Annotated in this window: 10 protein-coding genes and 1 pseudogene; 9 read left to right on the top strand and 2 right to left on the bottom strand. The window is 60.4% G+C overall.

Going from position 1 to position 11,393, the window contains the following annotated elements:
* Window positions 1-5 precede the first annotated feature (5 nt).
* The 4 genes and pseudogenes from AC1DUP_RS24065 to AC1DUP_RS24050 all read left to right on the top strand — a co-directional run bounded on the left by AC1DUP_RS24065 (window position 6) and on the right by AC1DUP_RS24050 (window position 2,496).
* Entirely contained in the window at window positions 6-428 is a 423-nt protein-coding gene (locus tag AC1DUP_RS24065) for a RidA family protein (protein WP_113295909.1), read from the top strand.
* 102 nt (window positions 429-530) lie between these two features.
* Complete coding sequence (locus tag AC1DUP_RS24060) at window positions 531-1,385, top strand: DeoR/GlpR family DNA-binding transcription regulator (RefSeq protein WP_477834957.1); 855 nt, start codon at window positions 531-533, stop codon at window positions 1,383-1,385.
* Between the two features lie 58 nt (window positions 1,386-1,443).
* A pseudogene (locus AC1DUP_RS24055) lies at window positions 1,444-1,620 on the top strand (LacI family DNA-binding transcriptional regulator); the annotation flags it as partial.
* A 24-nt stretch (window positions 1,621-1,644) separates the two neighbouring features.
* On the top strand, window positions 1,645-2,496 hold the full coding sequence (locus AC1DUP_RS24050; protein ID WP_477835078.1) for a substrate-binding domain-containing protein: 852 nt from the start codon (window positions 1,645-1,647) through the stop codon (window positions 2,494-2,496).
* Window positions 2,497-2,610: 114 nt separating this feature from the next.
* Here AC1DUP_RS24050 and AC1DUP_RS24045 read toward each other — a convergent pair whose 3' ends face one another.
* Together AC1DUP_RS24045 and AC1DUP_RS24040 are read right to left on the bottom strand one after the other, a co-directional pair.
* Window positions 2,611-4,923, bottom strand: coding sequence for a molybdopterin guanine dinucleotide-containing S/N-oxide reductase (locus AC1DUP_RS24045; protein WP_477834955.1), 2,313 nt, complete (start codon window positions 4,921-4,923; stop codon window positions 2,611-2,613).
* Entirely contained in the window at window positions 4,920-5,570 is a 651-nt protein-coding gene (locus tag AC1DUP_RS24040; protein WP_477835076.1) for an FCD domain-containing protein, read from the bottom strand. Before AC1DUP_RS24040 ends, AC1DUP_RS24045 begins: the two co-directional genes overlap by 4 nt.
* 215 nt (window positions 5,571-5,785) lie before the next feature.
* On the opposite strand from AC1DUP_RS24040, the gene AC1DUP_RS24035 reads away from it, so the two are divergent.
* Genes AC1DUP_RS24035 through AC1DUP_RS24015 form a run of 5 tightly spaced genes read left to right on the top strand, consistent with a single transcriptional unit; the run spans window position 5,786 to window position 11,378 of the window.
* Window positions 5,786-7,273 (top strand): ABC transporter substrate-binding protein, encoded by a 1,488-nt coding sequence (locus AC1DUP_RS24035; protein WP_477834953.1) that lies wholly within the window; start codon window positions 5,786-5,788, stop codon window positions 7,271-7,273.
* A 7-nt stretch (window positions 7,274-7,280) separates the two neighbouring features.
* On the top strand, window positions 7,281-8,120 hold the full coding sequence (locus tag AC1DUP_RS24030; RefSeq protein WP_113309937.1) for an ABC transporter permease: 840 nt from the start codon (window positions 7,281-7,283) through the stop codon (window positions 8,118-8,120).
* Between the two features lie 5 nt (window positions 8,121-8,125).
* Window positions 8,126-9,046, top strand: a complete 921-nt coding sequence (locus AC1DUP_RS24025; protein ID WP_477835074.1) for an ABC transporter permease — start codon at window positions 8,126-8,128, stop codon at window positions 9,044-9,046.
* Window positions 9,043-10,398 carry a M20/M25/M40 family metallo-hydrolase gene (locus AC1DUP_RS24020; protein WP_477834951.1) on the top strand — a complete coding sequence of 452 codons (1,356 nt, stop codon included), beginning with the start codon at window positions 9,043-9,045 and terminating at the stop codon, window positions 10,396-10,398. The genes AC1DUP_RS24025 and AC1DUP_RS24020 overlap by 4 nt, the downstream gene beginning before the upstream one ends.
* Complete coding sequence (locus AC1DUP_RS24015; protein ID WP_477834949.1) at window positions 10,395-11,378, top strand: hypothetical protein; 984 nt, start codon at window positions 10,395-10,397, stop codon at window positions 11,376-11,378. Before AC1DUP_RS24020 ends, AC1DUP_RS24015 begins: the two co-directional genes overlap by 4 nt.
* Window positions 11,379-11,393: the final 15 nt, after the last annotated feature.

Here is an 11,393-nt window from a genome sequence, read left to right as displayed (position 1 = left end):
TGTCCGTGGTAAAGGTAACGAAAGTCAAATCCGGCAGCCTCTACGAGGAAAAGGAAAGCTATTCGCGCGTGGTCGCGGTCGACAACTGGGTGTTCGTGTCAAATACCGCCGGACGCAACTACAAGACCCGCGAAATGTCGACCGATCCAGTCGAGCAGGCCAAGCAGTGCTTTCACAATATCGAAGGCGCTCTCGCAGCCGTTGGCGCAACGCTTGCAGATGTCGTGCGTTCGCGCGTCGTCATACCAAACGTTGCTGACGCTCCGGCGGTCATGGCCTATGTCGGGGAAAAATTCCGCGGCGTCGATCCCTGCAGCACGGTGACGTGCCCGCCGCTCGGTGGCCCGGATTTCCGTGTCGAGATCGAGGTGACTGCATATAAGGGCGTGGGCGCGGCTGGCTCGGAATATATCAACGTCAGCCTCTAGAAACTATCCCGGCCGCCCGGCACGACCGGGCGGCCGATCACACGCGGCGAGGCATTGCCTCTGCTTTCAGTTTTGCTGCTGTTTCTGTAAGGTCGCGCTCCATTGAGAAAGAAAGAGGGTCTGCTCTTGGCTGAGACGGAAACACCGCAATCAGAAGACTTCTTGCCCGCCGAGCGGCGCGAGAAAATCATGGAATGGTTTTCGTCCAATCAGGTCGCATCGAGCCAGGATCTCGCCAAGCGTCTCAACACCTCCATCTCGACGATCCGTCGCGATCTCGATTTCCTCGCATCCCAGGGTGTCGTGAGAAGGACCCATGGCGGTGCCGTGCGCGTTCGTCGCAATACGACATTCGAACAGCTGGTCGACGAAGCGCGCCAGACGGCTGTCGAGGAGAAAAGGGCGATCGCAGTCGCGGCCGCAAAACTACTTCAACCTGAGCAGAGCATCTTCATCGATTCCCGCTCGACGCTTCACCAATTCGCCTATGTGATCGCAGAACTGACGACGCCGCTGACCGTCGTGACGAACGACGTGCATGTGGCCGATGTTCTCGTCAATAAAGACCATATCAAGCTTGTAGTGCCGGGCGGGATCTGTCGTCCGGGCGCCTATTCCCTGCTTGGGGAAACCGCGATCAATTTCGTTCGCGAGTTGCGCTGCGACCATCTGTTCCTGTCTTCGCAGGCAGTGGATACGGAATGTGCCAGCGACACGTCGCTGGAGTTGGTCCAACTGCAGCGCGCCATGATCGACGCGTCAGTCGAAACAACCCTCATGATCGACAGCAGTCGATTTGGCAGCCGGGCAATCTACCGAACGACGCCGATCGAAAGGATCAATCGCATCATTACCGATGAGGGTCTGAATGCCGACGAGAGGGCAAAATACGCCGCTGTCGTGGCTGACTTGATCATCGCACCTTATGTCGATGTGGTTCAGGAGGAGCCCGAATGAGTTCGCGAGGTCGTCAGGAAAGCGCTCGTTTTCCTTCAAACGGTAGCGCTGGCCGCTCGTGACGAGAGAAAAGTCGACAGGACAGGCAGCGCGATCGACTTTGAACGTCACGATCGTCGATATCGCCAGGCTCGCAGGCGTCAATCCGTCGACAGTCAGTCGAGCCCTTTCGGGGTCATCGGCCGTGACGGCGCAGACGCGCGCGCGGATCGCAGACATTGCCAGGGAAAACGGCTATGTCGCAAATCATAATGCCCGCATGCTGCGCTCGCGCAAAGCCGGCCAGATCCTGGTCATCGTCCCCAACATAGCCGCCTTCTCCCATCCCGATGTCATATTAGGCATCGAGGAGGCTCTCGAAGAGCACAATATTGGCGTCATCGTCGGCAGCACCAAAGGAAGCAAAGAAAGGGAGATCGCCCTCGCCCGGCAATTGATCACAGGTACAGCCGACGGACTCATCCTGCTTAACGGCCACCTGCCGACAGAATTGGGAGAGCTGTCGCACTACAATCGCAGAATCGTTGCGATCTCCAGGCCGGTGGAAAACCCTGGGATCGCCTTCGTCGGCATAGATAATAAAAAGGCAGCCATTGAAGCCACACAATATCTGCTATCACTTGGCCGTGGTCGGATCGTGCATATCGGCGGTCCGGAACAGAGCCCGATTTTCGCCGCCCGCGCGCTAGGCTATCGAATGGCGATGCAGCAGGCGGGCCTCGGAGATCGCGCCGACGTGCAACATCTCTGCTCCTTCGATATTGCGGCAGGGCGTGATGCCATGCGCACAATCCTCGGCAGACATGATCTACCCGATGCAATTCTGTGCGCCAGCGACGAGATTGCCTTCGGCGCCATCCAGGTCGCCAGGGAACACGGGATAAAGGTGCCCGACCAAGTCGCCTTTATGGGCTTCGACAACCATCCGGTTGGCGAAGCCTTCAGTCCGGCGTTGACGACGATTTCCGTGCCACGCCGGCGGCTCGGATTCCTGGGAGCACAAACGCTGCTGCGCCAGATGAGCGAGGATCAGGAAGTCTCTGGGCCTCAGCTCGTGCCATATGAATTTCTCGTCCGCGCGAGCTGTGGGACAAACAATGTCACGTCCTAACCCTGTTCAGGCGACCACATCTTTCTAGGTCCAAGTCCTGAAGAACCGGGGACGACGGCGGCCCATGCGAATGTGGCCGCGACCTGGGGGATCGTGTTCACGAGTGCTTGCATTTCATCTCGCTTCGAAATCAGGCTGAGCAAACGCCTCGACGACTCCGGCATGTTCGACATCAATCTTTCTAACTTGAACAAGGCAGGTTTGCGCGCTGCAACCCTGTGATAGCGATGATGACGGTATATCCAGGGTCAAGGCATTGGGATTGCCGTGCCGCTCCAGATCGCGCTCGTGATCCATGTCGAACCATGCGCCTGTCGACAGCCTCACAACACCTGGCATGATCGCGTCAGAAATCACCACACCAGAGATTACCCGCCCGCGCTTATTGTGGATCTCGACAAGATCACCTCCGATAATTCCTCGGGCCTGCGCGTCCGCCGGATTCATGAAGATCGGCTCACGGCCCTTGATCTTGCCTGCTTTGCTGTGCGGGCTGGCGTCCAACTGGCTGTGTAGTCGGCGCACGGGCTGATCTGAAATCATGTGCAGTTCCTGGTCGCCCCGCAAAGCCGCGCCCAGCCATTCCGGTGGCTCGAACCAGCTTGGGTGACCAGGGCAATCTTCAAGTGCAAAGCTGTCAACGGTTTCAGAAAAAATCTCGATACGGCCGGAGGGGGTCGGGACGGGGTTGTCGTCCGGCGCGTGGCGGAAGGCCTCCAACATCACGACCGGCTTCGCATGCGGCCCGAGATCGACGAGGCCGGTCTCCCAAAAATCGCTGAACTCGGGCAAATCGATGCTCCTTGCGGCAGCGTTGTCGCGGCCCAGTGCATAGATGCGCTTCATCCATCCGCTTTCATCGAGACCTTCCGAGTAGTCGATGCCGAGCCGCTCGGAAAGATCGTCGAAAATATCGAAATCATTGCGTGCCTGTCCGAAAGGCTCCTGGACCTTTTTCATCGCAACGATCAGGTCTTCGCCGCCGGAGGATGCGATATCGTTGCGTTCCAGCGGAGTGGTAACAGGCAGCACAATGTCGGCAAGCTTCGCCGTCGGCGTCCAGTAGGGTTCGTTGACGACGATGGTCTCGGGCTTCTGCCAAGCCTGCAAGAGGCGATTGAGATCCTGATGATGATGGAACGGGTTACCGCCTGCCCAATAGACCAGCCGGATATCGGGATAGACAAAGGCCTTGCCATTATAGGTGAAGCCGTCACCGGGATTGAGCAGCATGTCGGTGATACGCGCGACCGGAATGAAAGTGGAAACCGGGTTCCGCCCCTGCGGAAAAGCACCGAACTTGAAGCGGGGATTGTCGTGGCCTACGGAATTCAAGGCGCCGTAGCCAACGCCAAAACCGCCGCCGGGCAGGCCGATCTGGCCCAGCATGGCCGCCAAGGTCACCGTCATCCAGAATGGCTGTTCGCCATGCACGGCGCGCTGCAGCGACCATGAGACGTTGATCATCGTCCGGCTCGTCGCCATTTCCCTCGCCAGCGAGGTGATCCGTCGGGCATCGATCCCGCAGATTACGGATGCCCATTCCGGGGACTTGGCAATGCCGTCGCTCTCGCCGAGGAGATAGGGCCTGAAACGCTCATAGCCGACGCAATGGCTTTGCAGGAACGAGAAATCGGCAAGTTTCTCGGCATCCAGCACATAGGCAAGCGCCAGCATCAGCGCCACGTCCGTGTTCGGGCGGATAGCCAGCCATTCGCTGTCAACCGGCATGTTATCAGACACCGGGCTGACATTGACAAAGCGCGTACCAGCCATTTTCATCGCCTTCATGCCGGCCGTCACGCGATGGCGCCCGGCGCCCCCGGCAGACATCTGGGCATTCTTCACCGGCACGCCGCCGAAGGTGAGGAACAGCTCGGTATGCTGCGCCATCACGTCGAATGACGTGTGTTGGTCGAGAAGGATCTCGGTCGATGCGATCGCGTGCGGCAGGATTACCCGCCCCGCCGCCAGACTATAATTGTCGACGCTGCCGACATAACCGCCGAACAGGTTGAGGAAACGGTGCACGTGGCTTTGCGCGTGGTGAAACCGACCGGCGCTGGCCCAGCCATAAGAGCCTCCGAAGATAGCCTCATTGCCGAAATTTTCGCGTATACGCTGAAATTCGCGCGCCAGAAGATCGAGCGCCTCGTCCCATTCCACCTCGACGAAAGGTTCGCGGCCGCGCAAATGCGGGTTGGCGCCCGGTCCACTTTGCAACCAGCTTTTGCGGATCGAAGGCTTTGCAATCCGCACCGACTTCAGCGTTTCTGATGCCATATGGAGGCCAATCGGAGACGGATCGGCATCCTCCGCCGCACCGCGGATCGACACGCCGCCGGTGACTTCGGGCGTGATCTCGTAGACGCCCCAGTGGGCAGCAGTACGGATCTTGATGTTGGAGCTTTTTGCGTGGTCCTTCATCTCGCCGCCGCCAATGGCGCTTCGCGCTGCCGCAATGCTTCTATGACGATCTGCGCACCGTCGGAGATCGCATGTTCGATCGCGGCGCGGGCCGCCTCTGCGCTCTTCTCCTGCAGAGCCTGCATCAGATCGTCATAATTGTGATGATCGTCGGAAGCGGACTGGGTCTCCGGATAGAGGTAATTAAAGCCCGGCCCCGCCTTCAGCCAAAGCATTTCGATGACACCCAGAAGGGTCGGCATGCGAGCCGAGGCATAAAGTACGAAGCGAAATTCCTTGTTCAGGGCAAGGGCCAGATGCTGGTCCTTCGCCGTCTTCGCTGCCAGGTATTTTTTTAGAAGAACCCGCATCTGCGCAATCTCTTTGCCGCTGATCTGGCTTGCAGCCTTGAATGCAGCAAGGCCCTCGACCGATTTGCGGATCTCGGAAATCTCGCGATATTGCGCCACTGTCATCGTCGGCACCCGAAAGGATTGCGCAGGTTCCGCCGTCAGCACGCCGGAGGCTGCGAAACGCACCAGCGCCTCACGCACCGGCGTAATGCTCATTCCGAGCGAGTCGGCCAGGTCCTTTGTGACAAGCCGTGTCCCCGGCTCCAGCCGACCTTCGATAAGAGCCATGCGGATCTCATCCTCGACATGTGTCACAAGGCTCTTTCGCGGAGCCACATTGAACAAAGCCGTACTCACATCATCCTCGCAGGTAGAAAATTTGCCCGTTTTTTACCACGGATTCGAAACTGCCTATATCTTGTCCAGATAGGATATATCATATATCGTTCACCTATCAACAGCCCTTCCCTGTAGGAAGCCTGGGGCTGAAATCGGATATGAATACGAACTCCAAAGGAAGTGAAGGCCCCATGAAAAGACTTGCTGCCCTCGCACTTGCGGCGTCCATGCTGCTGCCCTTGACCACGGCAATCGCTGCCGCTGCCGATCTTGTCGTCGGACGCGGCGCCTCCACCACGGCGATGGATCCCGGTTTCCTGCGGGAAAGCGCGACGATCGTCGACAACATCTTCGATACGCTGGTCATGCGCGACAAGGATATGAAGCTCGTCCCGGGGCTTGCGACCTCCTGGAAGGCGATCGACGACACGACCTGGGAGTTCAAGCTGCGCGAGGGCGTTAAGTTCCACAACGGCGAGGACTTCGATGCCGAAGCCGTGAAGTTCACCCTCGACCGCGTTCTCGATCCGAATGCCAAGTCGCCCACGGTTTCCTATATCCGGACGATCGACAGCGTCTCGGTGGTCGATCCGCTAACCGTTCGCATCAAGACCAAGAGCGCGGATCCGCTTCTACCGACCCGAATGAGCCGCTATCCGGCCTATATCGTGCCGCCGAAATACGTGAAGGAAGTCGGAAACGACGTCTTCGCCCGCAAGCCGGTCGGCACTGGCCCGTACAAGTTCGTCGAGTTCGTTCCCGACCAGCACGTCATTCTGGAAGCCAACAAGGATTACTGGCGTGGCGCACCGTCGATCGACAAGGTCACCTGGCGCGCCATCCCTGATGGGACTGCCCGTATCACCGCGCTGCTCACCGGTGAAGTCGACCTGATCGAAAACGTCCCTGTCGATATCGCACCGATAATCAAGGAAAGCCCGGACGCCGACCTCGTGCAGGTCAAGAACGGCGGCCTGACCATCTATCTCGGCCTCGTGATGAGCGAAAAGCCGCTCGACAACGTCAAGGTCCGCCAGGCGTTGAACGCCGCAATCGACCGCCAATCGATCGTCACCAACATCCTGCAGGGCATGGCATCGCCCCGCGGCACGCAGGTGGGTGCGGCCGACTTCGGCTACAAGGATCTGCCAGTCACCCCCTATGACCCGAAGAAGGCGAAGGCCCTGCTTGCCGAAGCTGGCTTCCCGAACGGCTTCTCGATCAAGATGCAGTCTACCCACCGTTACATGAAGGACGGCGAAGTCGCCCAGGCGATCGCCCAGCAGTTCGGCGATATCGGCGTCAAGGTCGAACAGGAAGTCCTCGACTGGTCCGTCTATGTCCAGCAGGTTCCGCGCAAGGGGCCGATCTTCATGCTGGGCTGGGGCTCGACCCAGACGCTGGATGCCGATGCGGCCGTTTACGCCATCTTCAAGACGGGTGAACCCTATTCGACGGCGTCCATTCCGGAACTCGACAAGCTGCTCGACGAAAGCCGCTCGATCGTCGATCCTGCCAAGCGTGAAGCTCTCTTGGCCCAGATCCAGGATCTCGCTGCCGAACAGGCTCCGGTGATCCCGCTTTACCAGGAAGACGCGCTGTACGGTAAGGCGAAGTCGGTTACCTTCGAAGGGCGCCCCGATGCCCGTATCCCGGTCTTCGACATCAGGAAGCAGTAAGTCAAGCATGACACGGTTCTGGAATGTCCGGAACAATGCGGATGCTCTGTTCGCAACGTTCCTTCTGGTCGCGGTTCTGGTGCTCTGCGTCTTCGTGCCGCTCCTCTGGCCGGTCGACGCAGTACGGGGAACCTTGACTGCGACATTCAAGCCGCCACTTTCGGTTATCGGCGGGCAATTCCATCCGCTCGGAACCGACCAGCTCGGGCGAGACCTTCTCGCCCGGCTCGGCCTCGGGACAGCCATCTCTCTATCGATCGTCGTCGCTGCGTCGGTGATCTCCGTCGTGCTCGGCACGACGCTCGGCATGATCGCCGGTTATTATCGCGGCTGGTTCGACATCATCATCATGCGCGCTGTCGACGTGCAGCTCGCCATTCCCTTCATTCTTCTCATCCTGTTGATCGTAGCGGTGATCGGCCCGAGCATGGGCAATCTCGTCGTCGTGCTTGGCGTCACCGGCTGGGCGGTCTTCGCCCGTGTCGCCCGCGCCAAGACGCTGGAAATCCGCGAGTTGGAATATATCGATGCCTCGCGATCGATCGGCCTGTCCGACATGGTCATCATCTTCCGCCATGTGCTGCCGAACATCGTCGGGCCGCAGACGGTGCTGATGACGCTCGACCTGCCGAGGTTGGTCATCCTGGAAGCCTCCGTCGGCTTTCTCGGCCTTGGCGTGCAGCCACCCACCCCGACCCTCGGCAACCTGATCGGCGAAGGCCGCTCCTATATCCTGCTTGCCAATTGGCTGGTGCTTTATCCGGGCCTCGTCATTGGCGCATTGGTGGTCGGCTGCAATCTTATTGGCGACTGGCTCGTGCGACGTGCCGACAGCAGGAACGCTTGAAGACCATGAAGACCTTGAGTTTCATCACCGGACGAGTGCTTCAGGGCATCGTCGTCATGTTCGGCGTCTCGGCGATCGTCTTCTTTGCCTTGTTCCTCACCGGCGATCCGGCTGCGCTGATGATGTCGCCGGACGCGTCGCGTGAAGAAATCGAGGCCTTCCGCCAAGCGATGGGCTTCAACGATCCGATCTGGGTCCAGTATGGTCGCTTCCTTGCAAGTGCCGTGACGGGAGAGCTGGGCAGCTCGCTGCGCTTCCATCGCCCGGCGCTCGATCTCATTATCGAACGCCTGCCGGCCACCGCGCTGCTTGCCTGCGTGGCTCTCGTCTGGAGTTCGCTGCTCGGCTTCCTGCTCGGAACCATCGCGGCCATCCGCAAGAACAGCGCCATCGATTTCGCAATCCGCATCATTTCGCTGCTCGGCCAGGCGATCCCGGTCTTCTGGCTGGCACTGCTGCTGATCATCTTCTTTTCGCTAAAGCTTCGCTGGCTGCCGTCGAGCGGCATCGGCAGCGCCGCCCAGTTGATCATGCCATCGATCGCGCTCGGCGCCTATTATCTGAGTGCTATCACCCGGCTCGTGCGCGCCAGCCTCATCGAAGTGCTGGGCGAGAACTACATCCGGACCGCCCGCGCCAAGGGCATCTCCTCCTGGCGCATCATCGTCCACCATGCGCTGCGCAACGCGCTGATCCCTGTTATCACTGTTCAGGGTATGTATTTCGCCTCGCTGCTCGGCGGCGCTCTGATCACCGAGATCATTTTCGCCTGGCCTGGCATCGGACGGCTTGCCGTCGAAGCCATCCAGAATCGCGACTTCCCCGTCGTGCAGGCCGTCGTGCTGTTTGCCGCTGCCGTCTTCGTGGTCGTCAACTTCCTGGTCGACCTCACCTATGTCTGGCTTAACCCGAGGATAAGGCTATGATCGACGACTGGACTGTCGACGAGGCGCTGCAACTAACGCAGGACTGGTGCGCCATCCCTTCGGTCAAGGGCGACGACAGGGCACTGCGCGCCCAGGCCGACGAAATCCGCTGCTGGCTGCAGCACCAGCTCGGCGCCGAGATCATCTGCTCCAACCCGTCGGGGGACCGACCGCCGGTGATCCACGCCCGCGTCGATGTCGGCGCCAAGGCCTCGGTCATTCTCTACAACATGTATGACGTGATGCCGGCGACGCCGGCAGGCTGGTCGGTCGATCCGTTCAGCGGCGGCATCGTCGATCTGCCCGGCATCGGTGAGAGCTTCGTCGCCCGCGGGGCCGAGAACAACAAGGGTCCGCTCGCCGGCATGCTTCTGGCCCTCAAGGCGCTGGCCGATGCGGGAAAACTTCGGGTCAATGTCGAAATCCTTGTTGATGGCGAAGAGGAAAGCGGCAGCGGCGCGATGCGTGACTATCTCGCCGACACCGCCTGCCCGATAAGGCCGAGCGTGTCGGCAATCTTTCCGTCCTTCTGCGAATATGGCGGCGGAGCGCCGCGCATCTATCTCGGCTTCTCCGGCATCGCAAAGGGCGAAATAAAGGTGAAATCCGGTGCCTGGGGCGGGCCGAAGGCTGCAATCCACTCCAGCAACGCGCCCTGGATCGCCAATCCCGCCAGCCGATTGATCGAGGTGCTTTCGCTGATCGGCAAGCCGCCGACCGGCGAACTTGCAAGGATCGTGATAGACGAGGAGGCGAAGGCCGTCGTCGCGATCCTGGCCTCGACCTTCGATACTGCGGGCGAGCTGCGCTTCCGCAGAACGGAAAGCTTCGCGCTGGAAGGCGATGGCCGCACCTTGCTCGAGCACGTCCTTTCGACCGCTTCCTTCAATATTTCCAGCCTTGAAAGCATGCCTCTGGGCTCCGACGGCGTCATACCTTACGGTGCCCGAGCCGGTTTCGAGCTCCGTGCCCCACCGTCTCTCGACCCCGCCGATTTTCTCGCCCGGTATCGAGAGATAATCGAAGCGGTTCCCGGCGCGGTCCTGGCGGTCGCCGACAGCTATCCCGGTTCCCGCTTCGCGGCCGATGCGCGAGGTGTCGGGCCGCTTCTGAAGAGTTACGAAAAGACGGCGCTTGCACGCCCGCAGATCTGGCCCTGGGCAATCGGCGCAGCACCGGCCTACGCCTTTGCCCGCCATGCGAAATCTTTCCTGCTGGCCGGTGCTGGCCGTGGCGGCAACGCCCATGGCATCGATGAGTTCATGACACTCGAGGGCTTCCGCCGCTTCATCGACTCTATCGCCTTGTGGCTCGATCTGGTTGCAGACGAAGCCGAGGAGACTACGCCGTGAATACCATCCTCCACCTTTCCCGCGCGGACGCGATCAAGGCCGGCGCCCTGGACTGGGCGGCAGCCGTCGAGGACGTCGAGGCAACGATCAGGCTCCTGCGCGACGGACAGGCGGGCATGGTTGCCGAAAGTGTCATGCCGCTTGGCGCCGATCCCCGCAACAAGGCCTATAGCCTGCCGGCCTTCGTCGGTGGCCGCTACGATGCAGCCGGCCTGAAATGGACGGTCCATCGAGCAGAGCCGACAGGCGACCTGCCGAGCATCAGCAGCACTACGATCATAAACCGGCTCTCGGACGGCGCGCCGGTCGGCAGCGTCGAAAGCGCGCTTCTGACCCGCATGCGCACGGCAGCCGTTTCCGCCATCGCCATACGGGCGCTGAAACCGAGCGGGATAACGTCCGTCACACTGCTCGGCGCCGGCGCCCATGCGGAAACCCATCTGGACATGCTGCTGCAGCTGTACCCTTTCCTCCGGGAGATCCATCTCTGGAACCGCACGAAAGCCCATCTCGACCGGTTGCTGGATCAGGTGACACCGGGTGCCACGCGTATCCTCGCACATGACGATCTCGACGAGGCGCTGGGCGAGGCTGACGTTGTGATCTCCTGCACCTCGGCGCCAACCCCCTTCATCAGTGCGTCGGCAGTCCGGCCCGGCCGGCTGATCATGCAGATCGGCTTCCATGAGGTTCTGTTCGAAACGATCGCGGCGACGGATGTCGTCGCCGTCGATCTCTGGGGCGACTTTGCCGAGAAGAGCGCCAAGAGCCTGTTTCAAATGTATCGCGCGGGGGAGTTCAGCCCCCACAGCGTGGCAGCAGATCTGCCAGCTATCCTTCTGGACGGCTGGCAACCACCTGCCGGCGCGTCGCTCTATTTTTCCAGCTTCGGCCTCAACGTCTTCGACATCGCCTTCGCCGCCCGCCTGCTGCACCGTGCGGCCGACTTGAATATAGGCGCCGTGCTGCCTTCCGTCTGATACGCATTCCCTGAA

This window comes from Rhizobium sp. 01L419 (assembly GCF_056400025.1).
Note: the sequence above shows the minus strand (reverse complement) of the source record. Positions and strands in the feature narration are given on the sequence as shown.